The sequence below is a fragment of the Rothia aerolata genome, from assembly GCF_014635585.1.
GTDB lineage: Bacteria > Actinomycetota > Actinomycetes > Actinomycetales > Micrococcaceae > Rothia > Rothia aerolata.
This window is the reverse complement of record NZ_BMDC01000003.1, coordinates 297,764-321,851: the sequence shown is the minus strand read 5'-3', so window position 1 is coordinate 321,851 and position 24,088 is coordinate 297,764. Positions and strand designations below refer to the sequence as shown.

The window sequence follows — 24,088 nt, the reverse complement described above, 5'->3', positions numbered from 1 at the left end:
CTATTTTCCTTCACCCCTTGAGTCAGGTTCTGGTAGCCCCAGCAAACGCACCGCGTTTTCGCTGAGAATCGCTTGCTTTTCTTCCTCCTGCAGGCGGGCTGAGCGAATGTAGTCAAAAGCCCGCTCGTAGTGGCTGTGCTGGAAATAGGGGTGGTCGGAACCACCCATAATCTGCGAGGCACCCACCGCCTCTACCGCCAGCCGCAGGGAAGGCTCGTAAAAGTTGGCGGCATCAAAGTACATAGACCGGATATTTTTCTGGGGCGACGATTCAAAAGCACCCCAGTCGGTGAAGTTATCTTCGAGACGCTGGAACATAAAGAGAATATCGCCACCTAAGTGGGCAAGATGAAAAGTAATCTTGGGGAACCGCTCGGGCACAGCCGCCTTGAGCAGGTGCAGCACCGCCACGCCGTCCTCCACCGGTGCCCCATTCACCCACTCCAGGCGGGAATTCGTAATCAGGGGTGAGTAAGCACCGGAGCCGGTGGGGTGGATATTGACGACGGCGCCGCGGCGGTTCAGCTCCTCCCAGACGGGGTCAAAGAGAGGGTCATCTAATCCCACACCGGTGGGAAGAACCGTGGTGATGGAGACTCCCCGAAAGTGCAGCTCATCAAAAATTCGGGCAATTTCGGAGAGGGACTCCTCGATGAAAGGCAGGGGAAGGGCACCGTAGGCGCTGAACTTGTCAGGATAGGTTGCCACCAGCTCGGCATAGTGATCGTTGATCATCTGCGCCGCTCTCAGCGACCCTTCGGCGTGGTTTCCGCTGGGTATCTGCGGGGTGACCGCGAGAACCTGGCGGGCTACTCCGGCTTTCGTCATCCACTCAAAGCGGTCTGCCAGGTCTGTTTCAGTGGAGTCAGCCCCGGGAATCCGCGCGATCTTGGCGGTCTCGGGATTGACGCCAATGCGTTCGAGTTCGTCGAGATACCAGGAGGGATAAATGTGGGCGTGGGTATCAATAGCCTGGGTTTTCACGGTGTCTTCCTTTTCCTGCCTTGCCTATTTTCAGCTTACGCCTGGTGCACCCGGTGTTTCTCCGAGCGAGCGCCCAGGGCAAAGATGAGGGTTGCCGCTGAAATCACCGCGCCGATGATGGAGAGAACCAGGAAAGCGGTGGCCGAGGGGGTGCTGTGGCCCTCAACGGTGACCGCCAACATGGTGGCAATCACGGAAACCCCCGCCGAAGCCACCGCGGTGCCGATAGCCCGAACCAGCGCGTTCATTCCGTTGGCTTCACCGATCTGGGTGCCCGGGGTGTAGCGCACAATCAGCATGGGCAGCGCGGCATAGCCGATGCCCACGCCAATGCCGATGACCGTCGTCCACACAATCAGCATTGCCCCGTTGGGAATGAGGAAGATGCGCAGCAGGTAGCCGAGGCCGGTGACCACTGCGCCCAGACCCAGAACCATCTGGGGGCTGAAACGCTTAGCCAGATGCGCTGTAAGCGGAGCCACCAGGAACATGGCGCAGGCGTTGGGGAGCATCGCCAGGCCGGCTGCCTGGGCGCTCCAACCGAAGCCGTTTTCGCCGGTAGCGCCCTGTAGCTGCTGGGTGGTCAAGAGCAGGTTGGTGAACATCAAAATACCCATGGTGAAGGATGAGATGTGGGTGAGTAGCACGGGGCGGATTGCCGAGGAGCGCAGGTCAACCAACGGAGCCTGGTTACGCAGCTCAAAGAAAGTCCACACCACCAGTACCAGCACGCCCAGCACCAGGGTGAGAATGGTCGGAAGCGAGCCCCAACCCCACATTCCGCCCTGGGAAATACCCAGCAGCAGGGAAACAAGACCGATGGAGAGCAGCACCGCGCCGGTAGTGTCAAAGGGCCTGTGGGTCTCGGGGTTGTGCTGGGGAACCACCAGAGCAATCAGCACGATAGAGACCACCGAGAGAGCTGCCGAGACCCAGAAGAGCCACTGCCAGCTGGCGATAGAAATAATGACGCCGCCGATCGGGATTCCGATGCCGCCGCCCACGCCCAGGGTGGCCGAGAGAATGGCCAGGGAGCTACCGATTTTATGAGGGGGCAGGCTATCGCGCATCTGGGCCATAGCCACGGGTACCAAAGCGGTGCCCAGACCCTGAAGGGCCCGGCCCGCCACCACCAGGGGCAGCCCGCCCAGGGGAGCAATCACAGAGCCAATCAGCACAAAGGTCATGGAAAAGACCAGCATCTTGCGGCGGCCCACCATGTCGGAGAGCTTAGAGATAATGGGGGTGGCAATAGCACCGGTCAGCAGGGTGGCGGTAACAATCCACGAGACCGCTGTTGCCGATTCGCCCAGCAGCTGGGGAAAACGCGGAGTAGCGGGCACCACCAGGGTCTGTTGGAGGGCGACTACCAGGCAGCTAAAGGCCGCAACGGCAATGAGGCCGTTGCCGTGGGGGTGCAGTACAGATTCTTGGTCGTAGCGACTCTCTTGCTTTTTAGAATCGGCAGAGATCGCAGGCTGTGACGCTGTGGTCATGAGCTTCTTTCTCTCAGGGTCAAAACGCTAAAACCCTAGCGCTACTCTGCATGCTTCTAAATCTTCTTGCATGAAAATATAAAATATCTATATTTAGTGCATATATATTGCGATTTGATAGGTTAAATCCATGACCCCTGATATTCCCGCCCTGCACCACACCTTCGAGAATCTAGACCGAAAACTACTCCTAGCCCTCGATGCCAACCCCACTGCCAGCTTCCAGCAGCTAGCCGGTGAGCTGGGTGTCAGCGCCGGAACCGTCTCCCGCCGCTACGCAGCGCTGAAAAAGTCGGGGGTTCTCAAAATTACCGGTCGCACCCTGCCCGGCTTTGGCGGGCATAACGTCTGGCTCTGCCGGGCGACGGCAAAACCCAACCTGCTCCATCTGCTAGCCCAGCACATGGCCAAGCAACCCACCAGCCGCTGGGTCAGGCTCTCTTTTGACCGCTCCGAACTCATGTGCGGGCTAGTGACCACGCCCGAGCACACCGAACCACTCGACGTCCTTCAAAACAACCAGCACCTCGAATCCCTCCAGGTCTTTGAGCTCTTTGAGGTGTGGTCGCGCACGCCCCAGCCCACCCTGACCGAAGCCGACTTTCACCTTGACGCCCTCGACCACAAAATTCTTGACCTGCTCCACGGAGACGGTCGCATGGAGGTCCAGGCCATCAGTAAAAAATTAGGGGTGGACGCCTCCACCGTTTCCCGCCGACGCAAGCGGCTCATCGAATCCAACATTCTCTACTTTGAAGCCGACATCAGCCCCGATGCCTTCAACAGCACCGCCGATGTAATGCTCTGGATGCACGTGAACCCCGGCCACATCACCAAGCTGGGAGCATGGTTAAGCCAGCTCCCCCACTGTCGTTTTGTGGCCGCCACCAGCGGCCAATACTCGCTGGTGGCCCACCTGCTTCTGCCCACCTTCGGCCAGCTACTAGACTTTATAGATAAAGACCTTGCCCCGCGCGGGCTGGCCCGCTGCGAAATCGAGCATATGGGAACCACCTTTAAGCGAACCGCAGGGCTGTCATAGATCAAAAACGATAGGCTAAGAAGCGTGACTGATTCCCTCAACTATAAGGCCAGCAGCGAACCTACCCCCGCCTGCCCCGGCACCTTCATTGCTTTTGAGGGCGGGGACGGCGCCGGTAAGTCTACCCAGGTTGCCCGGCTTCGCGCTGCCCTAGAATCTGCCGGTTTGAGCGTGGTGGTTACCCGGGAACCCGGAGGAACAGAGATTGGGGAGAAACTGCGTTCGCTGGTGCTAGACCACGGCCAGGGCACCATCGACGCCCGCACCGAGGCCCTGATTTTTGCCGCCTCGCGGGCGGCCCACGCAGCCCAGCTGATTCGCCCCGCCCTCGAAGAGGGCAAGGTGGTGCTCTGCGACCGCTATATTGATTCCTCGGCCGCCTACCAGGGCGCGGGCCGGGGTTTGGGAATTGAGTCTGTAACCGACCTGAGCCTGTGGGCCACCGAGAACCTGCTCCCCGACCTCACCGTTTTACTCGATGTTCCCTTGGGCGCCGGCCGCAGCCGCGCAGAGGCCCGCGGCGCTGCCGACCGCATGGAATCTGAATCCGATGACTTTTACGCCAGCCTGCACGCCACCTTTGGACGCTTGGCGGCCGCCAACCCCCAGCGCTACGCGGTGATTGATGGCACCGGCTCTATCGACGACGTCCACGCGGCGGTGCTTGCCGCGGTGACCGCCCACCTGAAGGAGGTAGCATGAGTGTTTGGGATAGGCTGGTTGGCCAGCCCGAGGTGACCGCCCAGCTGGCACGTGCGGCGGCCGAAGACCGCCCCACCCACGCCTGGCTTTTTACGGGACCTCCCGGTTCCGGCCGGTCTGAGGCAGCCCGTGCCTTCGCCGCTGCCCTGCTCTGTGATTCTCCCGAGCCCAGCCAGCGCGGCTGCGGGGTTTGCAAATCCTGCCAGACCGCCCTCTCGGGCTCCCACGCCGACCTCACCCACTTCACCACCGAGAATCTACAGATTCGTATCGAAGAGGCCCGCGACCTGGTGGTCAAGGCTCAAGACCGCCCCTCGGTGGGTCGCTGGCGCGTAATCATTCTTGAAGACGCAGACCGCATGCCCGAGCGCACCTCTAACGTGCTGCTCAAGGCAATCGAGGAGCCTCCGCCGCACACCATCTGGCTACTGACCGCCCCCTCCCCCCTGGACGTGCTGGTAACCATCCGCTCCCGATGCCGGCCGGTAAAGTTGCGGGTTCCATCGCAACAGGCGGTGGCAGAAGCCCTGGTTGCTTCAGGTGTAGCCGCAGAGCTGGCGGGTCAGTGTGCGGCGCTGGCCCAGGGTAACCTGGACGTCGCCCGCCAGCTGGCTACCTCCCGGGAAGAATTCGACCGCCGCAATTCAGTGGTGCGGATGCCCCTGGGCATTCGGGGAATCTCCGATGCTATGGCTGCTGCTGAGAAGCTGATCGGTATCTCCGATGACGCCGCCGAGGCCGTTGCTGCCGAGCGGAACGAGCGCGAGCGCCAGGAGCTCATGCGCACCCTGGGCATTGAGGAGGGCGAGAAGGTTAACCCCTCTATGCGGGCGCAGCTGCGCAATCTTGAAGAAGACCAGAAGCGCCGGGCCCGCCGTATCAAAACAGATACCCTTGATCGGTTTCTGGTGGATTTGCAGACCTTCTTCCGCGATGTGCTGACCCTGCAGCTGGGAACCGGTTCTGCCCTGATTAATGCCCACCTGGCCGATGAGCTGGCGGCCTACGCTCAGGCGCGTTCCTCCGCTAAAACACTGGAACTGCTAGACTCGGTGGCGCTGACCCGCCGCCGCATCTCAACCAATGCCAGCGCCAAACTCGCCTTTGAGGCAATGATGGCGAGTTTTCTCTAGGCGCGCTGGGGCCGGGGCGTTAGTCGAGGTCTAAGACCACCGGGTTGGGCCGGGTCAGGCTCTGTTGCACGTCAATAATGCGCTGGTTCTCCGAGCCCCGGAAAGCCAGCTGAGAGTTATAGCGCGACTGGATAAAGGGGCCATCAACCAGCACGTCGCAGAGCTCTAGCAGTTCCAGCTGGTCGCTGCTGCCCTGCCGGGCTGAAAAGAGTAACTGCTCCCAGGTATAGCCGCTCCATGCCCAGATAGTTTTCTGCGGCAGCTCTTCTCGCACCCGACGGGCCAGTTGCAGGCAGACCCCCGTATTCAGAAAGGGCTCACCACCCAGCAGGGTCAAGCCCGCCACATAGCTGTGGGCCAGGTCAGCCAGAATCCTCTCTTCCAACTGGTCTGTGTACTCAAACCCGTAGCGGAAAGACTGGGCTGCTTCGTTATAGCAGCCCACGCATTTGAAAGGGCAGCCGGAGACATAGAGCGAGCAGCGCACCCCGGGACCGTCTACAAACACGTGGGGTTTATAGTCGGCAACAAAGCGCTGGGAGAGCCTAGCCGCCGACCAGCTCCCGTTGACGGGCGGGAGCTGGCGGGGGCCGTCGTCCTTAGAGGTGGTTAACACGGGAGGCGATCTCCTCGTGGCGGCCGTGCACCATGGGCCGCTTCATGGGGTTGCCCAGGTAGCCGCAGGTGCGCTTGACGACGTCGCAGGTTTCGGGGTTGGTGTTGCCGCAGTCGGGGCATTCAAAGCCCTCAGCAGTGGGGTTAAACTGCCCCTCAAAACCACAGTCGAAACAGCGGTCAATTGAGGCGTTGGTGCCCAAGTATCCCACCCTGTCGTAGGCGTAGTCCCAGACAGCCTCCAGCGCCTGCAGGTTCTGGGTCATCTTGGGGTACTCGCAGTAGTGGATAAAGCCACCGGCGGCATAGACCGGATAGTCCTTTTCGAAGTCGATCTTCTCAAAGGGAGTCACCTTCTTGCGCACGTCGTAGTGGTAGGAGTTGGTGTAGTAGTCCTTATCGGTAATATCGGCGACGGCGCCGAAGCGGTCGCGGTCGAGACGGCAGAAGCGGTCGGTCAGCGACTCCGAGGGGGTGGAGTAGACCGAGAACCAGATGCCGGTCTCGCGGTACCAGGCGGAGCAGTGGGCCTTGAGCTTGGCCAGAATATCGAGGGTGAAGGACTTGGCCTCGGGGTTGGTCTCCCAGTCGGGGCCGAAGAAGGCGGTGGCTACCTCGTAGAGGCCAATATAGCCCAGGGACACCGTGGCGCGGCCGCCGTCAAAGAAGCGGTCCACGCTCTCTCCCCGCTGTGCCCGAAGACCGAAGGCACCGTGCTGGTAGAGAATCGGGGCGTTTTCGGGCAGGGCCTCTTTGCAGCGCTGCACCCGGTAATAAAGGGCCTGCCGGGCCACCTCAATCCGGTCATCCAACAGGGCCCAGAAGTTTTCTAGGGCCTGCTGCCTGTGCGCGGGCTCCGAGAAGTTGGCGGTTTCCAGTGCGATGCGGGGCAGGTTGAGGGTTACCACCCCCAGGTTCATGCGGCCGGCGGCAACCTCCTGCCCGGCGTCGTCCTTCCACCCCTGCAGGAAAGAGCGGCAGCCCATGGGCGCCTTGTAGGAACCTGTAATTTCAACAATCTTCTCGTAATTGAGAACATCGGGGTACATGCGCTTGGCGGAGCACTTCAGCGCCAGCTGCTTGATGTCGTAGTTGGGGTCCTGCGGGTCGAGGTTGGTACCCCGCTTCAGCCCCATCACCAGCTTGGGGAAGATCGCGGTGGTGCCGTCTTTACCGATGCCCTTCAGGCGCACCTTCAGAATCGCCTTTTGAATCTCGCGCTCCCAGCGGCCGGTACCCAGGCCAAAACCAAAGGTCACAAAGGGGGTCTGACCGTTGGAGGAGTAAAGGGTATTGACCTCGTATTCGAGGGACTGCATGGAGTCATAGATGTCTTTGACGGTTTTGGACGCCGCGTAGTCGGCCTGCTTCTCGGGCAGCACCCACTCCTTGGCGTCTGCCAGGTGCTTGGCGTAGTTGAGCTGCGCGTAGGGAGCCAGTACCTCATCGATCCGGTCTACCGAGCAACCGCCGTACTGGGAGCTGGCCACGTTAGCAATAATCTGAGAGACCTGGGCCGCTGCGGTCTGAATTGACTTGGGAGACTCCACGTTGGCGTTGCCGATGGTAAAGCCCTGCTTGAGCATGCCCGCAATATCGATCAGACAGCAGTTGGTCATGGGAGCATAGGGCGAATAGTCGAGGTCGTGGAAGTGAATATCACCGCGGCGGTGGGCCTCTGCCACTGCCTTGGGTAGCAGATGTTCCAGAGCAAAATCTTTAGACACCGCACCGGCAGTCAAATCGCGCTGGGTATTGAAAACGGTGGCGTCTTTGTTGGCGTTTTCGTGCAGGGCGCTCGCTTCGCCGCTCTGGAGTTGCTCTAGGGCTGAAACTGACTTTTTCTCTTCAGACAACAACATCTAGTGGCCTCTTTCGTTGGGGAACACTAGATATGGTAGACCCAAAAATATTTTGGTCTTGATGACAGAAAGTCACCGAAAGCCCTTAGTTATATATGGTTGTAAAAACCTTATGTGCCCACCGGGGCGGATTCTCAGGGGTAGGCATTTGCATTTTCAAGTAATAAAAATTTTTCGAGAACCGCGCCACGCCCCGGCGGTGCAGCTGCTACGTTCTACACCGCCGGGCTACCCAGAGACTAGTTGCGGAAACCGTGCACCGGGGAGGGAATCCTGCCACCGCGGGCGGCAAAGAGCTCAGCCGAGGCCTCGTGCACCGGCATTACCGGAGCTCGTCCTAGCAGACCACCAAACTCCACGACTTCACCCACCTCTAGACCGATAGCGGGAATAACCCTCACCGCCGTGGTCTTGTGGTTCATCACACCAATCGCCGCCTCATCTGCAATCATGGCGGTAATCGTAGAGGCGGGTGTATCGCCGGGAATCGCCACCATATCAAGACCCACCGAGCAAATAGCTGTCATGGCCTCGAGCTTATCCAGGGTAATCTTGCCCGCAGCGGCAGCCTCAATCATTCCGATGTCCTCAGAAATCGGAATAAAGGAACCCGAGAGCCCGCCCACGTAGGAGCAGGCCATCAGACCGCCCTTCTTGACGGCGTCATTGAGCAGGGCCAGCGCGGCAACCGTGCCGTGGGTACCCACGGTCTCCAGACCCATCTCTTCGAGCACATGAGCCACCGAGTCACCCACCTCTGCGGTGGGAGCTAGCGAGAGATCGACAATGCCGAACTCCACGCCCAGCCGCTCCGCTGCCAGGTTACCGACCAGCTGGCCCACGCGGGTGATCTTGAAAGCTGCCTTTTTAATAGCCTCGGCGCAGGCGCCGAAGTCCTGCCCACGAGCTTTCTCCAGGGCGCGCTTGACGACGCCGGGGCCCGAGACTCCCACCGAAATCACGGTGTCTGCTTCTTGGACGCCGTGGAAGGCGCCGGCCATAAACGGGTTATCAGAGACCGCGTTGGCAAAGACCACCAGCTTAGAGCAACCAAAACCATGAGCCTCAGCTGAACCCTCGGCGGTCTCGCGAATGACCTCACTCATCCTCTTCACCGCCGTCATATTAATACCGGCCTTCGAAGAACCGATATTGACCGAAGCGCAGACCACATCGGTCTCGTTCAGAGCCCGCGGAATAGAGCTCATCAGCTTCTCGTCGGCCTCCGTGGCGCCCTTGTCTACCAGGGCGGTAAAACCGCCGATAAAGTTAACGCCCACCTTCTTGGCGGCGGCGTCGAGAGTCTTGGCAAACTCCACGTAGTCCTCATCGGAGGAAGCTCCCGCCACCAGAGAAATAGGGGTCACCGAAATCCGCTTGTTGATAATCGGAATACCCAGCTCAGCCTCAATGCCCTCGGCAACCTCTACCAGGTGGGCAGCGCGGGTAGTAATCTTGTCATAGATTTTCTGGCGCGCCACCTCACCGTTGGAGTCGGCGCAATCCAGCAGAGAAATACCCATGGTGACCGTGCGGATATCGAGCTTATCCTCATCGATCATCTGTAGGGTTTCGAGAACATTCGCGTTACGATCAAAAACCACAGCTAGCTCCTAGAGGGTATGCATGGCGTCAAAGATGGACTCTGACTGAATACGAATCTGCAAACCCTGTTCTTTCTCTACCTCTTCAAAGGCAGCCTGAAGATCTTGAATGCTCTGACTCGACTCGTCAAAGCTACCCTGCAGAATCATGGTGAAGTAGTTATCCATCAGGGTCTGGGAAATATTGAGGATGTTCACCTTACGCTCAGCCAGCCGGGTGGCAACGGCTGCAACAATGCCCTCGTGGTCAAGACCGGTGACGGTCAGAATAATTTTCACGTGCGCGCTCGCTTTCATGAGTGAGATTGGCTTCTCACTCCATACTAGCCAGCGAAAGAGGGCTCACCTAAAGATGGCTTATTCAAAAACTGATACTTCCAGTCTGAGGGCGTCGGGCAACCTCCCTTAAACGCCAGCCCCGATACCAGTTGCCCGACGCCCTCAGACTGTCGTTTTGCAAGCTTCTGAATAAGCCCCCCCCAAGGTCAGTGGTGCAGAAAAGTGGTTTTCGGTTTGATATTTGCAACCGAAAACCGCTTTTCTGCACCAGTGAGATGTGCTTACCGCAGCGCCCTACACGTAGGCGGCGATATAAGCCTCTCCGCTGCCCGAAACCTCTACCTCGGTATCGCTACCGATATGCAACAGAGACTCGGTGGGCTCGATAGCAATCGAGGTCTCAGCAGAGGTGAAGGTCAAAGAACCTGAAACGCCCAGCACAGCCGCCACCCCGCTCAGGGTCAGAGCCACAGAATCATCGTTCAGGCAAACCCTGGTCACGCTCATGCGCTCGTCCCAGAGCCTAAAAACGCTCACCGAAGCATCATCGGGTTCAGCCCGCAAAATCTCAGGAGCAGCCTGCTGCTCCCCCAGAATCTTTATGAGCTCCTCGGTATCAATGTGTTTGGGGGTTAGGCCCGCCCGCATCACGTTATCCGAGGGGTTCATGATTTCAATGGCGGTACCCGAAACGTAAGCGTGTACCTGACCGTCGGGGGTAAAGGCGGAATCGCCGGGAGCCAGATAGACCAGGTTCATCACCACTGCCACCAGCAGGCCGCGGTCTCCCGGATGTTTCTGAGCCACCTGCGCCACCAGGTCAGCAGCTCGGGCAAGAAGGGTGTCGAGGGCTGAGGCCTCGCTGGGGTGCGCAGCCGCCCAGGACGACGCGCGGGCGACCGTCTGCGCGACGGCGGCCGCGGCGGCGTCGTCGTCCATATGAATAATCGCCGCCAGCAGCTCGCGGGCAGAACCTGCACCCAGTAGCGGCTTCAGCCAGTCCAATTCCAACCCCTGCGCCAGCTGCGCCAGCTCGTCGGCGGGGCGCACACCGGTAAGGATTTTCATCTCGGAGAGGGCGATAACAGTCTCGGGCTTGGAGAAAGAATCCTTGTAATTACGGTGCGGTGAATCCAGCGCAACGCCGGCGGCCTGCTCGGCCTCAAAACCGGCTACAGCCTGGGCGTCTGTGGGGTGAACCTGAATCGAGAGCGGGGCGTCAATCGCCAGAATCTTAAACAAAAAAGGGAAGGAAGTCAGGCCGGCGGGCAGCACCCGTTCAGGGGACTCTGCAACCAGCCGGTCTAGGGCAATATCCCCCGAAGAAGCGTGAACTGTCGAGGGAGCAGAGGGGTGGGCACCCACCCAGACTTCGGCCTCGGGCTTTTGGCTGGGCACGGAAAGGCCCCGCATCGAAGCCAGCGTGGTGTGTGATCCCCAGGCGTAATTCTGAATTTGATTACTCAGTTTAATAAGTTCACCCATGCTTTTATAAAACCACAGACTTACCGACAAACGCTCGGTGTTCTGCGTGTTTATTGCCATAGGCTCAACAAAATCAGAAAATATGTTGTCTGCGCCAGTTAGACTGGGGGACTGTGAACACCATTGATTTAACCGCATCTTTTAAGGCATACGATGTTCGCGGCATCGTAGGCGAAACCATTACCGAAGAGTCCGTGCGCGCCACCGCCGCTGCGTTTGTTGACGTGCTGGGTCTGGCCGGTCAGAACGTGCTGGTGGGCTCTGATATGCGCCCCTCCGGCCCCTCATTTGTCGATGCTTTTGCTGAGGGAGCAACTGCACGCGGCGCCAACGTTATCAAGATTGGCCTGATTTCCACCGACGAGCTCTACTTCGCCTGCGGTGTTGAAAATGCCGCCGGTGTTACCTTCACCGCCTCGCACAACCCCGCCGAGTACAACGGCATGAAAATGGCCAAGGCCGGTGCCGTGCCGATTTCTTCAGAGACCGGCCTCTTTGACGTGCGCGATCTGGCGCAGAAGTACCTGGATTCCGGTGAGATTCCCGCCGCAGAGACCCGCGGTAGCGTCTCTGAAAAGGACTTCCTCAAGGCCTACGCCGAGTACCTGCGCAAGCTGGTTGACCTCTCAAACATTCGCCCCCTCAAGGTAGTTGTAGACGCCGGTAACGGCATGGGCGGCATGACCACCCCCGCCGTTTTGGGCGACTCCATTTTGCCCGGCCTGCCCCTGGAAATTGAACCTCTCTACTTTGAGCTAGACGGCACCTTCCCCAACCACCCCGCCAACCCGCTGGAGCCTGCCAACCTGGTTGACCTGCAGAAGGCAGTGGTGGAGCACGGCGCCGACCTGGGCCTGGCTTTTGACGGCGACGCCGACCGCTGCTTCGTGGTCGATGAAAAGGGTGAGCCGGTAACTCCCTCCGCCATTACCGCCATTGTTGCCGAGCGCGAGATTGCCCGCGCCAAGGCAGAGGGCAACGCTGAACCCACCATTATCTACAACCTGATTACCTCTAAGGCAGTTCCCGAGCTGGTCGAGGCCCAGGGCGGTCGCGCTATCAAGACCCGCGTGGGCCACTCCTTCATCAAGGCAGTGATGGCCGAAGAGAACGGCGTCTTCGGTGGCGAGCACTCCGCCCACTACTACTTCAAGGACTTCTTCAACGCCGACACCGGCATGCTGGCAGCTATGCACGTGCTGGCGGTGCTGGGCACCGACGAGCGCCCGCTGTCTGAGATTGGCGCTGCCTACTCCCCCTACGCTTCTTCCGGCGAGATCAACTCCGAGCTTGAAGACAAGGCAGCCGCCGTGGAGCGCGTGCGTGCCGCTTTCGGCGATGAGGTTGAGGTCTCTGAGATGGACGGCACCACCTTCGAGCACAAGACCGAGGGCTGGTGGGTGAACCTGCGCCCCTCCAACACCGAGCCCTTCCTGCGCATGAACCTGGAAGCTCCCGATACCGCCACCATGGAACGCGTGCGCGACCGCGTGCTGGAGCTGGTGCGCGCGGTCTAGTTGTTTCTCGCACAGAACGCGTCTGCAGGGCGCCCCGAGCCGACTGGCTCGGGGCTGGCGTTAAGGGTGTCGGCGAGGGGCGCCCTGCAGGCCTTGTTGTCTGGTGGCTAAAACAGCATGTTCAGCAGAGCAACCAACCCCACCACGATAATGACCACCCGCAGCACGCTCGGCGGCAAGCGTCGTCCTACCTTAGCCCCGGCAATACCACCCAGCATGGCGCCACAAGCTATAGCGAGAACCACCCACCAGTTGATTTGGTTGAAGGCGAAGACGGTGAAGATAGCCGCTGACAGCACATTCACCACGGCCGCCAGCAGGTTCTTCAGAGCGTTCAGCGATTGGAGGGAGATCGTGAGTAGCATTCCCAGAAAGCCCACCAGCAGAACGCCCTGGGCAGCGCCAAAGTAGCCCCCGTAGATGCCCAGCAGGAGCACGATGATAAAGGTCAGCGCTGGCCGAGACATCTGTTGAGTATTGGGGCGACTACCTGTTGCGCGGAGCTTAGCCGCTGTTCGTTTTTGCACCAGCGGGGCAAGCGCCACCATGAGCACTCCCAGCGCAATCAGGGCGGGAACCGCCACGTCAAAGACCGAAGAGGGCAGGGTCAGCAGCAGGGCGGCACCAATAATTCCGCCAATCGCTGATGCCAGCACCAGTTTGCGGGCGATGGCAGAGTTAGCCGCGATCTCTTTGCGATAGCCCCACACCCCGCTGAAATTTCCGGCCACCAGTCCCAGGTTCGATGACATGTTGGCGGTGAGGGCAGGTAGTCCAAACCAGAGCAAAACGGGAAAGGTAATCAGGGTGCCGGAGCCAACGATCACGTTAATGAAGCCGGCTCCGAACCCTGCGGCGATAATAGCGAGCGCCTGCCAAATCAGGGTGGGGTCTAAGGTCATGCTCCGATAGTAACCCGCCTACTTTCGGGCGAGTTTTCTTTTGCGAAGTTTTACCATGGCGGGAAAGTAGAAGAAGAGGGGCAGAATGCAGATGGCCAGGGGTATCCAGAAGAGCCAGGGCAGGGTCGCCGGGTGCGCGGTTGCCCAGGCGATTTCGGGAATGAAAAGGGCCATTCCAATACCTAGCCAGGCGCAGAGGTTGGCACTGAGGGTGTAGAAACGCTGCCATTGCTCATTGGTCTCATAGTTAAAGGGCACGTTATGAATTTTGGGGAACCGCGCTAGAACCAGGCAGAGCACAGTGCTTGGAAGCAAAACCGCCAGGCCAATGATTGATTCGTATTTTGAGCCCCAGGCATCGGGCTCGCCGTTGGGGCCGAAGTGCACCGGTACTTGCTCGGGCAGGCGCAACCAGCTTGCAATCGCGTAGATACTGCCCAGCACCAGAATGGTCCAGCCGATTGCGAGCAGAATTCGGGTGGAGGACGCCGCTGGCTCAGGTTGCGGGCGCTGCTGCCTGTTAGTGGGCTCCTTGGCTTGCCAGCGGTTGGCAGACCGGTTCTGCCTGATTTCTTCAAGCTCGGCTTCGGTCAGGTAGCGTTTGTGGTTCTCGGTCATGGCACATCCTTGTGTCAGAAGGGTTTTGACCAGTTTACCGCACCCCCCTATCTCGCACGGGGGGCCTGTATTTTCGGTCGGTACACATTCAGAGCGCCAGTACACAAATAGATGTGTACTGGCGCTCCCCATGTGTACCAAACTTCTACAAATAGAAATTCAGGTGTACCGAAAACCCGCACCGAGGCAGAAAACCCGCCCCGGCGGCGTCCTCGGATTGAACCTACTTGTTCTCAGCACGCGCTGTATCGCGCAGCATCCACTGGTCGGGGCCGAAGATTTCGTACTGTACCTGGAAGCCGGGCACACCCGCGCCCACCAGCTGAGACCGCACGTTCTTCATGAAGTCTAAGGGGCCGCAGAGGTAGGCCGCAGCATTGGAGGGAACGCTAAGCTTGGAGACATCCACCCGGCCCTCGAAGTCGCCACCGCCGGCAGAGAAGAAGCTCACCAGCTTGGCATTGGGTAGCTTCTCTACCAGCTCGCTCATTTCCTCGCGCAGGGGCCAGGAATCAGCCGAGCGGTCAGCATGAACCACCACAACCTCGCGGGTTGAGCCCTGCTCAGCCAGCTCAGAGAGGAAAGCCACCATGGGGGTCACACCGATACCCGCAGAGAAGAGGTAGAGGGGGCCGGAACCGTCGTCGCCGAAACCGCCCAGGGTAATGTCACCGTAGGGGTTAGAGATTTCGACGACGTCGCCCAGGGCCAGCTGGTGGTGGCGCTTTGTCATCTCGCCCTCGTGGTCGAGCTTGATAGCAACCCGGCGCTGCTTGGGGCCCGAGGGGAGCAGGGTGTACTGGCGGGGCTGGCGCAGGCCGTCTTCTGCCTCGGTGATAATGGAGACGTACTGGCCGGCCTTCGCTTCGGTCAGAGCGGTGTCGTCGGCCGCCTCAAAGGTGAGGACGACGGTTTCGTTACCGGTCTCCTTGCGGTCAACCAGGGTGAAGGGAGCGTGCATGACGTCGTTGGCCTGGGAGGCGTAGAGGCCCTTCTCAATCTTGATGAGGGCATCTGCCATGAGCCAGTAGACCTCGGTCCAGGCTTCAACGACTTCCTCGGTGGCAGCATCGCCCAGGTCAGCGGCGATTGCCTCGAAGAGGTACTTGTAGACGGTGGGGTATTCATCTTCCTGCAAACCCAGGGAAGCGTGCTTGTGGGCTACGCGGGAGAGCACCTCATCGGGGTACTTATCGGGGTTGGCCAGAATATAGGTTGCGAAAATAACGATGGAGTTTGCCAGAGCCTGGGGCTGGGTTCCCTCGAGCTGCGATGATCGAGAGAACATGCCGTCCATGAGGTCGGGGCGGGCAGCAAACATTCGCTTGTAGAACTCAGGAGTAATGAAGGGCATGCGCTCGGCGACGACGGGAGCGGTTGCCTCAACAATGGGGCGGGACTTTTCGGAAAGCATAGGGTGCTCCTTAGAGACAGGTTGTTTCTAAAACCACTAACAAAACTAGCATATTCAATGCAGATTTAGTTACAGTGGGCACAACTCGTGCCCCCACGAGGGAAAACTCACTTGTCCAATACTTGCTCAGAAATGGTCTATCCAGCCCGAGCACACTGGCCAACCTCCCTTAAACGCACGCTTCGCGATTCCGCTCACTCCTGAGTGCTCGCAAGCTCGCACCCGTGTCGCTTCATCCCGATGCCAGTTGGCCAGGTGCGCTCGAGCTGTCTTTACGCCCATTCAAACAAGCCCACCCAGTCTTTTACGACTGCGGAAGTTTCTGCGCGTGCTCCAGCTTCTTGGTCTGAGCCAGCGGCCCCAGGCCCAGCTCCACGAAAACCGGCCCCATCTGACGCTGGCTCGGAAGTTCTGAAATCACCACGGGATCCAGCACCGCAAAGAAAGCCTCGCGGGCCTTGGCCAGGGCACCCTTGAGCCTACAGCTCTGATCCAGCGGGCAGGAGCCCTCGTGGCTTTCGCACTCCACCATGGGAATATCACCTTCGGTCGCGCGCAGCACCTGCCCCACGGTTGCCGCCGAACCCGCCTCAGACAGGCAGACACCGCCAAAACGGCCCCGGCTGGCACTCACCCAACCGTGGTTGGCCAAGAAGGCTACAGATTTCGCCACGTGGTTATAGGGGGTACCCACGCCGTTGGCAATGGTCTGGGTGGAGAGTTTTTCTCCCTCAGCACCGGCTAGAAGCATCATGATGCGCAGAGAAACATCGGAGAAAGCAGTCAGTCGCATAATGAATTTCCTCCCTCCGACTCGCTTTATGTATATTTTACGCCGAAAACTTATCTGACAGTTTTTAAGGAAAGCGTTGCTTATGTGAGCTTGCTTTAGGTCTAAGGGTCATTTCTGCCCTTTTGAACCCATGAGTGCTTGCCCGACACCGCCTTAAAACCGCTAGAAACCGCGCCCCACAGAGTATTATAAGTGTGTTCGCATGGGCGCCCACTCGGGCAGTCTACACACTTAATTCACTCAGCATGAAAGGGAGACTCCTTTATGTCTTCTCTCGATAACTCAATCCAGGAACTGCTCACTATCGAAGGTGCCTCAGGGGCGGCACTTGTTGATATTTCCTCCGGTATGGCTCTGGCTTCCGGTGGTAACCCCGGTTTCGACCTGACCGTTGCAGCAGCCGGTAACTCTAACGTGGTGCGCGCCAAGCTGAAGACCATGTCTGATCTTGGCCTCGATGGCAACATCGAAGACATCATGATTACCCTCAACACCCAGTACCACCTGGTCAACGTTCTGAACACCTCTGATACCTCGGGTCTGTTCGTCTACCTGGTTCTGGATCGCAACACCGCTAACCTAGCACTGGCCCGCCACAAGCTCAACGCCATTGCCTCCCGCATCTCTCTCTAAGAGATAGACCGGCATACAAAGAAGGGGAGCCCGCTCAAAGCTGAGCGGGCTCCCCTTCTTATATAGGTTCTTGTTTGAGACTCCCCTGATACAGGCTAGAGCACTTCCTCACCGATAGCCGCCATCATCAGGGTATCTTCACTCGCCTCGTCATTGCGCTGAATCGAGACCATCTCACCGTTGCGCATCACCCCAATACGGTGGCAGAGCTCTATCAGTTCGGTCATATCAGAGCTAATCATAATAATTGAGGTGCCTTTATCGGTTAGCTCCTTGAGCATCTTATAAATCTCGCTCTTAGCGTTGATATCGATACCGCGGGTGGGGTGGTTGAGAATCAGAATCTCGCAGTCAGAGGTAATCCAGCGTTCCAGCGCCACTTTCTGCTGGTCACCGCCGGAGAGCTTGCCCACCTCCCCCTGGATATTGGTGGTTTTGATGCGCAGCCGCTGCACCTGCTCGGCTACCTCGCGCAAAGCGGAGACCTCGCGCAGAAAATCACCCTCGCCCGGGTCAACACCCAATGATTCCAGAAGGGTCTTGGCAATGGAACGCTCGCTGGCCAGCCCCAGCTCGTCGTCATTATCCGATAGGTAGCCGATGCCGTGCTTCACGGCGTCTTCGGGGCTGGTGATCGTAACGTCCTCCCCCTTGACCCGAAGAGTCTCATAGGTGGCAGGCTGCACGCCAACCAGGGCGGAGGCAACCTCGTTGATACCCGAGCGCCGCAGACCGGTCAGGCCAAAAATTTCGCCACGATCAACGCTAAAACTCACCTTCTTGAGAAAACCGTTGGCCGAGGTAAGCCCCGCAACCTCTAGCTTTTCGTTACCGCTGCTGAATTCCTCGGGTCGGTTGCCCATGCTGATATCGCGCCGGAACATCTTGAAGGCGATCTCCGCTGAGGTCATACGGCCGGGGGTGATTTCGTGGTTGATGCTGCCGTCGTCCAGAATGACGGCGCGGTCCGCCAGCGCACGAATCTCATCGAGTCTGTGGGTAATAAAGATAACCGAGCGGCCCTCTGCTACCAGACGGCGGGTTACCTCGTGAAACTGGAAAATTTCATAGTCGTTGAAAGTCGCTGCGACCTCGTCGATGAGCACCAGCTGGGTTTCCTCAGCCACCATGCGCACCACTTCAACCAGCGCCTGTTCAGCCCGCAACAGAGAGCCCATCATAGCCTCAGCCTTAACATCAACACCGGCTTCAGCCAGTAGCTGTGCAGCCCGTTCTACCTGCTGCTCTTCAGTCATCGGGCGGCTTACCGAGCGAAAAATTGCCTGGGCAACGGTGAGTTCAGGATCAACCTTAAACTTCTGCCGAATTGAGCCCACTCCACAGACCATGGCTTCTTCGGAACTGCGGGGGTTGTACTCCTCCCCCGCCAAAACCATGCTGCCAGAATCCGGTGTGTCCCAGCCGCCCAGAATCGAGAGCAGGGTAGATTTTCCCGCACCGTTTTCCCCCAGCAGCCCCAGAACTTCGCCGCGGCCAACCTCTAGGTCTACACCTTTGAGCGCACGCAGATGTTCGTGCTTCTTCGTGACCCCCTTGACACTGAGCAGGTGTTCCACGTATTTCCCCTTATTTAGAACGCAAGTGTGAGCAAAACCAATTGATTATTATATGTCAATCAAATCTTGAAGAACATAAATGGCGACAGGGAGAACCAAGCTCCCTGTCGCCATATATGAGGTTTCACCCGCTAGCTGTGAGAGCGAGCCGCCTCAATCCGAGCTGCCATGTCATCACGCTGCTCACGAATACGAGCCGGAAGGTCATCGCCGAACTTTGCCAGCCACTCATCAATACCGGCCAGCTCGGTTTCAAACTCGTCAACCTTGACCGCCAGGGCAGCCTCGATTTCTTCGTCTGAAATTTCCAGGCCGGTCAAGTCAAGATCCTCAGCGGTGGGAACCACACCGAAGAGGGTCTCCTGGCCGTCTGCCTTTCCTTCAAGACGGTTGAAGATCCACTTCACCACACGGGAATTCTCACCGAAACCTGGCCAGGCGAAGCCGCCGTCCTCAGTACGGCGGAACCAGTTGACGTAGTAGATACCGGGCATATTCTCTTCGCCGTGCTTCTCGCCCAGATCAAGCCAGTGGCGGAAGTAGTCAGAGGCGTTGTAGCCGATAAAGGGCAGCATAGCCATGGGGTCGCGGCGTACCACGCCCACAGCACCCTTAGCTGCGGCGGTGGTCTCCGATGAGAGAGTGACGCCGCGGAAGACGCCCTGCTCCCAGGACTGGGCCTCAGACACCAGCGGAATGGTGGTCTTGCGACGGCCGCCGAAAATCATGGCAGACAGGGGCACACCGTCGGGCTCAGAGAACTCGGGGGCCAGCATCTCAACCTGCTCGATGGGGGTGCAGAAACGAGAGTTGGGATGAGCTGCGGGGCGGACGGAGTCGGGAGTCCAGTCGTTGCCCTGCCAGTCGATGAGGTGCTCGGGAACCTCGTCGGTCTTGCCCTCCCACCACACGGAGCCGTCGTCGGTCAGCGCAACGTTGGTGAAGATGGTGTTGCCGCCGGAAATAGCGCGCATAGCATTGGGGTTGGTTGACCAGCCGGTGCCGGGGGCCACACCGAACATACCTGCTTCGGGGTTGACCACCCGGGGCTTGCCCTCGGCATCGAAGCTAATCCAGGCAATGTCATCGCCCACCATCTCGGCCTTCCAGCCGTCGATGGTCGGTTCCATCATGGCGAAGTTGGTCTTGCCACAGGCTGAGGGGAAGGCAGCCGAGAAGAACTTCGACTTACCCTCGGGGTTGGTGACCTTCAAAATGAGCATGTGCTCGGCCATCCAGCCGTTATCGTGGCCCAGGGCCGAGGCGATGCGCAGGGCGTAGCACTTCTTACCCAGCAAAGCGTTACCGCCGTAGCCGGAGCCGAAAGACCAAATTTCGCGGGTCTCGGGGAAATGCACAATGTACTTCTCGGGATTACACGGCCACGCGACGTCCTGCTGGCCCTCCTCCAAAGGCGCACCCACCGAGTGCAGGGCCTTGACGAAGAAAGCCTCGGTCTCAGACATCTTCTTCAGCACGTCAGAACCGATGGTTGCCATAATGCGCATAGAGCAGACCACGTAAGCAGAATCGGTAATCTCCACGCCGTACTTGGGCTCGGTGGCATCGAGCGATCCCATGACAAAGGGAATCACAAAGAGAGTGCGCCCGCGCATGCAACCGCGGTAGAGGTCGGTCATGGTCTGCTTCATCTCAACCGGATCGCGCCAGTTGTTGGTGGGGCCAGCCCCCGCCTCTGTTTCTGAACAGATAAAGGTGCGCTCCTCAACGCGAGCCACATCATCCGGATCAGAGAAAGCAGCGTAGGAGTTGGGGAACTCGTGGTCCGAGAGCTTGATAAAGGTGCCTGCCTCCACCAGCTCGCCCGCCAGACGGTCGTATTCTTCCTGAGAACCGTCTGCCCAGTAAATCGCCGCAGGCTCAGTCAGTTCAGCAATCTCGGTGACCCACTCCACCAGTTCACGGTAGTCGGTGGGCGCTTGCTCAAGCTGCTGGCGCACCTCGGGAGCCAGCGTGGAAGATATAGTTCCGTTCAAAAGGTCAGTCATCTGAAGAATCCCTTATATGTTGTCTCATTCCGGCACCGCGTTGTGCCGAAACAAAAACCCCAGCCACCGTTTGCCTCCTGGTCTTCAAGAAACAAAAAAGCGCCACCTACTCGTATATGGGAGAAGGCAACGCAAAAGTGTTCGGGGTTGCTCACCTCATCGTGATAAGACCAGAGTAACGGCTAAGAGCTTTTTTCAAAACTAATTTGTGCCGCTGAGAGAAAAAATCACTTTTTTAACGCGTTCTTAACGCCGGGTTCCCCGGAATCTCAAGGTTTTGTAAACCTAACCTGCATACTGTAATCAGCCTCACGCCTTTTCGATTTGGCATGGTGCACCCACCCGTGTAAAGTATTACTTGTTGCTGAGACGGGGCAAGGCTCCGATCAAACAGAACATGCGCCTGTAGCTCAACGGATAGAGCATCTGACTACGGATCAGAAGGTTGGGGGTTCGAATCCCTTCGGGCGCACATCTTACAACCTCTCTTCGAAAGAAGAGGGGCTTTTTTCTTACCCTGATGACCTGCTCGGGATATAGGGGGGTATAAGACAAATCTGTGTTCGCCGCGCTCAGGAGTCGGCTTCTGAGCAAAAAGCCGTTTATTAAGCGACTCATTGTGTAGAAGCCGACTCCTTTCAAACCAATGCTCGGTTACTTTGCCAGAACGGGTCAGTGCACCGAGTCGCCGCTTCGGTGACATATCGCCGCTTCAACGACGTTTCGCCGGTTCGTGACCGGCGATTTGTCGTTGAAGCGGCGACTCAATGAAACAGGACCATCTGCACAGGCTGCCATGATCGCTGAGCGGCCATTTTTAGACTGTTTTTCTCCAATTTTCGGTATAAAAATGGCCACTCGGGAAAGCTCGATAGATAAAGTACACGTTTCTTCTTGCTGGGCTGACGTAGGTACACCTGTATTCCCTGGGTACACATCTAGATGTGTACCCAGGGAATACAGGTGTACCTTTGGTCTCTCAACCGGGCTTTGTGTGTACCTTAGATCTACCCACAGGAATCTACGTGTACCGAGAGCTTGTTTCAGCACAAATCCAGAAATACCCCATCCTTCCCATGCCCCAAGCCACAGATGCTGGAATTTTTGGGTGGTGTAAGGGGTGAAGTTAGCCTCTGGGCCTAACCTATGGGGGGCTGGTTGCCTTCTCGTTGTGGGGAGGGTGGGAGACACTTTTCTGCCCCTAATCCAACAAAAGGGGCGCTCTTAGTGCCGAGAGGCCAATTTTTGACCGTTTTTCGCAGATTTTCGGTATAAAAGTGGCCTCTCGAGGAAGTAAGGAACGATGGTTAAGGCCACCCGTAACCTTTTACGTTCACCACATAAATGGTTCATCTAGGCCTTAAATAATGCGTAGGGCCTCACAAACCTGAATAATAGGGGGCAGAGAAAACCGCCAATCTCGCCTAGCGGGGCTGGCGGCCTAGCAATCACACAAGGAGTAAAGACGTGAGCATCAATATCAATGTTATCGACGAGAACGGCGAAGAGCGCTCAGCAGAGTGGCACGAAGATCAGACCCTGCTTGAGGCCCTGCTGGCCAACCAGTTCCCCGTGCTGGCAACCTGCGGTGGCAATGCCTCCTGCGCCACCTGCCACGCCTACATCGACCCCGAGCACTTTGCGTCTCTGGGTGAGCGCACCGAGGCTGAGGAAGACCTGCTGGATATGGTCGATGATATCTCCAACGAATACTCCCGCCTCTCCTGCCAGACCGAATTCACCGAGGGCATGGACGGGGCTACCGTTACCCTGAAACCCGGTATGTAAAATGAGCTTTTTGAATTCCTCACGGCTTGGTGCAACGGTTATGTTTTGCCTTGCCGGTCTTGTTTTGAGCGCCTGCGCCGACCAGCCGCAGGGTAACGAGGCAGCGCCTGCCCTCGAGGCGACCACTGCCACCGCTACCGCGCCAGCGTCTGCTCCCTCAGCTTCGGCAACAGCGCAGGCAGAACCCACCGCGGCGTCGTCCTCAAATAATTCGACCCCGGGCTCAACCGCACCCGGCGAGGGTGACTCCGGCAACCGGCCGGAGTCTGAGGCAACCGAGCCTCCCGCCCGGGGCACCGTTGAGACCGTGGATCCTGCACCCGCCCCTGAAGAATCAAACAGTTCCCCCCAAGCTGCCCCCAGCGACTCTTCATCCACCCAGCCCACCGAGCCCCTAGCAACTGCCGCGGGCACCCCGGTTTGCGACTACGGCCAGATTCACGTGATGGCTGAGGTTGCCGACGGCGGCGGGGCGGCTGGATCGCGCTATATCAACCTGACCTTCACCAACGCCGGTGATAACCCCTGCACCGTCAGTGGTTATCCCAGTGTTAACTACGTGGATTCCTCGGGCAACCAGATTGGCGCTACCGCAAACCAGGCTGCCGAATGGACCAGCACCGGCAAGGTTCTTGCCCCCGGCGAGTCTTCAACCGCTATTCTGCGCGAGACCCGTGCGGGCCTCTTTGACCCTGCTACCTGCCAGCCCGAAACGGCGTCTGGCTACCGGGTGACCATTCCGGGCACTTCCACCTCCTACGTACTGAGTTTCCCGGCGGAGGCCTGTAGCAATATGTCCACCTCCCAGTTGAGCGTGGGCCAGGTGGGGGCGCAGGGTTAATCTCAGCTCGTCTCACCGGTGCACTTAAGCGGGAAAAGGGCGGTTAAAACCGCCCTTTTCCCGCTTAAGTGCACCATTATCGGCGCTATAAGTTACTAGATAATCTGGGTTGCCTGCTCCAGCTCAAAGCGGGGGTTGCGCTCGTAGGAGGGTTGCACGCCGTAGCCCAGGTTGATGACCAGGAAGGACTTGCGGTTTCCCTCGGGGAAGAATTCGCGGTCGATACCGGCAAAGTCAGCGCCAGACATGGGGCCTACGGAGAGGCCCATAGCGCGGGCAGCGGTAATGAAGTAGCCGGTGGCCAGGGTTGCCGACTGCAGACCAGTGGAGAGCTTGAGCTCTTCGTTCTTGCTGTACATGTCGTCCAGACCGGCTTCAGCAGCGCGGGCATTGAACTCGGGGAAGCGTTCGTGCCAGGCGGTGTCGTAGGCCATCACAGCAACCACCGGTGCCGCCATGGTCTTCTCCTGGTTACCGCGGGAGAGCAGGGGCTTGAGGCGGGCACGGGCCTCATCAGACTGCACGAAGGTAACGCGCAGGGGCTGGGAGTTAAAGGCGGTGGGGCCCATCTTGGTGAGGTTCCAGATATCACGCAGGGTCTCTTCGCTCACGGGCTCGTCGGTGAACTTATTGACGGTGCGGGGTTCAAAGAAAAGTTGATTGAGGGTTTCTTCTGAGAGTGCCTGAGTCATGGGCGACCTTTCTTTCCTATTTTATTTACAAAGAAAGTTTATAGCGTGCGGGTGGAAAATTCAGGTTTTATGCTCTGTGGAATCACTCATGTAATCAACGGC

21 protein-coding genes and 1 tRNA gene are annotated in these 24,088 nt (G+C 58.5%); 8 read left to right on the top strand and 14 right to left on the bottom strand.

Features of this window, described 5'->3' with window-relative positions:
- Both IEV00_RS09395 and IEV00_RS09390 read right to left on the bottom strand, forming a co-directional pair.
- Positions 1-984 (bottom strand): amidohydrolase family protein, encoded by a 984-nt coding sequence (locus IEV00_RS09395; RefSeq protein ID WP_188360097.1) that lies wholly within the window; start codon positions 982-984, stop codon positions 1-3.
- A 35-nt stretch (positions 985-1,019) separates the two neighbouring features.
- A complete protein-coding gene (locus IEV00_RS09390) occupies positions 1,020-2,480 on the bottom strand; it encodes an MFS transporter (RefSeq protein ID WP_188360096.1) in 1,461 nt (486 codons plus the stop codon).
- A 130-nt stretch (positions 2,481-2,610) separates the two neighbouring features.
- Between IEV00_RS09390 and IEV00_RS09385 the strand changes: the two genes are divergently transcribed.
- From IEV00_RS09385 to IEV00_RS09375, 3 genes are read left to right on the top strand one after another with little or no spacing between them, the layout of a single operon-like run.
- The gene (locus IEV00_RS09385) at positions 2,611-3,522 is read left to right on the top strand and encodes an Lrp/AsnC family transcriptional regulator (protein WP_188360095.1); all 912 of its coding nucleotides are present in this window, start codon (positions 2,611-2,613) and stop codon (positions 3,520-3,522) included.
- A 24-nt stretch (positions 3,523-3,546) separates the two neighbouring features.
- Positions 3,547-4,224, top strand: a complete 678-nt coding sequence (gene tmk, locus IEV00_RS09380; protein ID WP_188360094.1) for a dTMP kinase — start codon at positions 3,547-3,549, stop codon at positions 4,222-4,224.
- Entirely contained in the window at positions 4,221-5,357 is a 1,137-nt protein-coding gene (locus tag IEV00_RS09375; RefSeq protein ID WP_188360093.1) for a DNA polymerase III subunit delta', read from the top strand. Before tmk ends, IEV00_RS09375 begins: the two co-directional genes overlap by 4 nt.
- Positions 5,358-5,376: 19 nt before the next feature.
- Here IEV00_RS09375 and nrdG read toward each other — a convergent pair whose 3' ends face one another.
- The 5 genes from nrdG to manA all read right to left on the bottom strand — a co-directional run bounded on the left by nrdG (position 5,377) and on the right by manA (position 11,202).
- A complete protein-coding gene (gene nrdG / locus IEV00_RS09370) occupies positions 5,377-5,973 on the bottom strand; it encodes an anaerobic ribonucleoside-triphosphate reductase activating protein (RefSeq protein ID WP_188360092.1) in 597 nt (198 codons plus the stop codon).
- Positions 5,957-7,834 (bottom strand): anaerobic ribonucleoside-triphosphate reductase, encoded by a 1,878-nt coding sequence (nrdD, locus tag IEV00_RS09365; protein ID WP_188360091.1) that lies wholly within the window; start codon positions 7,832-7,834, stop codon positions 5,957-5,959. Before nrdD ends, nrdG begins: the two co-directional genes overlap by 17 nt.
- A 239-nt stretch (positions 7,835-8,073) precedes the next feature.
- Complete coding sequence (locus IEV00_RS09360) at positions 8,074-9,438, bottom strand: PFL family protein (protein WP_268234178.1); 1,365 nt, start codon at positions 9,436-9,438, stop codon at positions 8,074-8,076.
- 9 nt (positions 9,439-9,447) lie between these two features.
- Positions 9,448-9,735, bottom strand: a complete 288-nt coding sequence (locus IEV00_RS09355; RefSeq protein ID WP_229723164.1) for an ACT domain-containing protein — start codon at positions 9,733-9,735, stop codon at positions 9,448-9,450.
- Positions 9,736-10,011: 276 nt separating this feature from the next.
- Positions 10,012-11,202 carry a mannose-6-phosphate isomerase, class I gene (manA, locus tag IEV00_RS09350; protein WP_188360090.1) on the bottom strand — a complete coding sequence of 397 codons (1,191 nt, stop codon included), beginning with the start codon at positions 11,200-11,202 and terminating at the stop codon, positions 10,012-10,014.
- A 113-nt stretch (positions 11,203-11,315) separates the two neighbouring features.
- On the opposite strand from manA, the gene IEV00_RS09345 reads away from it, so the two are divergent.
- Entirely contained in the window at positions 11,316-12,719 is a 1,404-nt protein-coding gene (locus tag IEV00_RS09345) for a phosphomannomutase/phosphoglucomutase (RefSeq protein WP_188360089.1), read from the top strand.
- A gap of 107 nt (positions 12,720-12,826) precedes the next feature.
- Here IEV00_RS09345 and IEV00_RS09340 read toward each other — a convergent pair whose 3' ends face one another.
- The 4 genes from IEV00_RS09340 to IEV00_RS09325 all read right to left on the bottom strand — a co-directional run bounded on the left by IEV00_RS09340 (position 12,827) and on the right by IEV00_RS09325 (position 16,446).
- Positions 12,827-13,621, bottom strand: coding sequence for a sulfite exporter TauE/SafE family protein (locus IEV00_RS09340; RefSeq protein WP_188360088.1), 795 nt, complete (start codon positions 13,619-13,621; stop codon positions 12,827-12,829).
- Positions 13,622-13,639: 18 nt separating this feature from the next.
- Positions 13,640-14,239 (bottom strand): DUF1648 domain-containing protein, encoded by a 600-nt coding sequence (locus tag IEV00_RS09335; protein ID WP_188360087.1) that lies wholly within the window; start codon positions 14,237-14,239, stop codon positions 13,640-13,642.
- Positions 14,240-14,462: 223 nt separating this feature from the next.
- On the bottom strand, positions 14,463-15,653 hold the full coding sequence (locus tag IEV00_RS09330; protein WP_188360086.1) for a globin domain-containing protein: 1,191 nt from the start codon (positions 15,651-15,653) through the stop codon (positions 14,463-14,465).
- 304 nt (positions 15,654-15,957) lie between these two features.
- Complete coding sequence (locus tag IEV00_RS09325; RefSeq protein ID WP_188360085.1) at positions 15,958-16,446, bottom strand: RrF2 family transcriptional regulator; 489 nt, start codon at positions 16,444-16,446, stop codon at positions 15,958-15,960.
- Positions 16,447-16,710: 264 nt separating this feature from the next.
- Between IEV00_RS09325 and IEV00_RS09320 the strand changes: the two genes are divergently transcribed.
- Positions 16,711-17,079: a hypothetical protein gene (locus IEV00_RS09320; RefSeq protein WP_188360084.1), complete on the top strand. Its 369-nt coding sequence runs from the start codon at positions 16,711-16,713 to the stop codon at positions 17,077-17,079.
- Positions 17,080-17,174: 95 nt separating this feature from the next.
- Here the strand turns inward: IEV00_RS09320 and IEV00_RS09315 are convergent, their stop codons facing one another.
- Positions 17,175-18,656, bottom strand: coding sequence for a sugar ABC transporter ATP-binding protein (locus tag IEV00_RS09315; protein WP_188360083.1), 1,482 nt, complete (start codon positions 18,654-18,656; stop codon positions 17,175-17,177).
- Between the two features lie 131 nt (positions 18,657-18,787).
- Positions 18,788-20,665: a phosphoenolpyruvate carboxykinase (GTP) gene (locus tag IEV00_RS09310; RefSeq protein ID WP_188360082.1), complete on the bottom strand. Its 1,878-nt coding sequence runs from the start codon at positions 20,663-20,665 to the stop codon at positions 18,788-18,790.
- A gap of 399 nt (positions 20,666-21,064) precedes the next feature.
- On the opposite strand from IEV00_RS09310, the gene IEV00_RS09305 reads away from it, so the two are divergent.
- The 3 genes from IEV00_RS09305 to IEV00_RS09295 all read left to right on the top strand — a co-directional run bounded on the left by IEV00_RS09305 (position 21,065) and on the right by IEV00_RS09295 (position 23,294).
- Positions 21,065-21,137 (top strand) — tRNA-Arg (locus tag IEV00_RS09305).
- 995 nt (positions 21,138-22,132) lie between these two features.
- On the top strand, positions 22,133-22,453 hold the full coding sequence (locus tag IEV00_RS09300; protein ID WP_188360081.1) for a 2Fe-2S iron-sulfur cluster-binding protein: 321 nt from the start codon (positions 22,133-22,135) through the stop codon (positions 22,451-22,453).
- Positions 22,454-22,493: 40 nt separating this feature from the next.
- Positions 22,494-23,294, top strand: a complete 801-nt coding sequence (locus tag IEV00_RS09295; protein WP_188360080.1) for a DUF4232 domain-containing protein — start codon at positions 22,494-22,496, stop codon at positions 23,292-23,294.
- A gap of 95 nt (positions 23,295-23,389) precedes the next feature.
- Here the strand turns inward: IEV00_RS09295 and IEV00_RS09290 are convergent, their stop codons facing one another.
- Entirely contained in the window at positions 23,390-23,986 is a 597-nt protein-coding gene (locus IEV00_RS09290; RefSeq protein ID WP_188360079.1) for a malonic semialdehyde reductase, read from the bottom strand.
- Positions 23,987-24,088 lie beyond the last annotated feature (102 nt).

Excerpts from the sequence above, each read along its gene's own strand:
- IEV00_RS09390 (WP_188360096.1), bottom strand. The coding sequence starts at position 2,480 with ATGACCACAGCGTCACAGCCTGCGATCTCTGCCGATTCTAAAAAGCAA.
- IEV00_RS09385 (WP_188360095.1), top strand. The coding sequence starts at position 2,611 with ATGACCCCTGATATTCCCGCCCTGCACCACACCTTCGAGAATCTAGAC.
- IEV00_RS09375 (WP_188360093.1), top strand. The coding sequence starts at position 4,221 with ATGAGTGTTTGGGATAGGCTGGTTGGCCAGCCCGAGGTGACCGCCCAG.
- nrdD (WP_188360091.1), bottom strand. The coding sequence starts at position 7,834 with ATGTTGTTGTCTGAAGAGAAAAAGTCAGTTTCAGCCCTAGAGCAACTC.
- IEV00_RS09355 (WP_229723164.1), bottom strand. The coding sequence starts at position 9,735 with ATGAAAGCGAGCGCGCACGTGAAAATTATTCTGACCGTCACCGGTCTT.
- manA (WP_188360090.1), bottom strand. The coding sequence starts at position 11,202 with ATGGGTGAACTTATTAAACTGAGTAATCAAATTCAGAATTACGCCTGG.
- IEV00_RS09340 (WP_188360088.1), bottom strand. The coding sequence starts at position 13,621 with ATGACCTTAGACCCCACCCTGATTTGGCAGGCGCTCGCTATTATCGCC.
- IEV00_RS09335 (WP_188360087.1), bottom strand. The coding sequence starts at position 14,239 with ATGACCGAGAACCACAAACGCTACCTGACCGAAGCCGAGCTTGAAGAA.
- IEV00_RS09330 (WP_188360086.1), bottom strand. The coding sequence starts at position 15,653 with ATGCTTTCCGAAAAGTCCCGCCCCATTGTTGAGGCAACCGCTCCCGTC.
- IEV00_RS09325 (WP_188360085.1), bottom strand. The coding sequence starts at position 16,446 with ATGCGACTGACTGCTTTCTCCGATGTTTCTCTGCGCATCATGATGCTT.
- IEV00_RS09320 (WP_188360084.1), top strand. The coding sequence starts at position 16,711 with ATGTCTTCTCTCGATAACTCAATCCAGGAACTGCTCACTATCGAAGGT.
- IEV00_RS09310 (WP_188360082.1), bottom strand. The coding sequence starts at position 20,665 with ATGACTGACCTTTTGAACGGAACTATATCTTCCACGCTGGCTCCCGAG.
- IEV00_RS09295 (WP_188360080.1), top strand. The coding sequence starts at position 22,494 with ATGTTTTGCCTTGCCGGTCTTGTTTTGAGCGCCTGCGCCGACCAGCCG.
- IEV00_RS09290 (WP_188360079.1), bottom strand. The coding sequence starts at position 23,986 with ATGACTCAGGCACTCTCAGAAGAAACCCTCAATCAACTTTTCTTTGAA.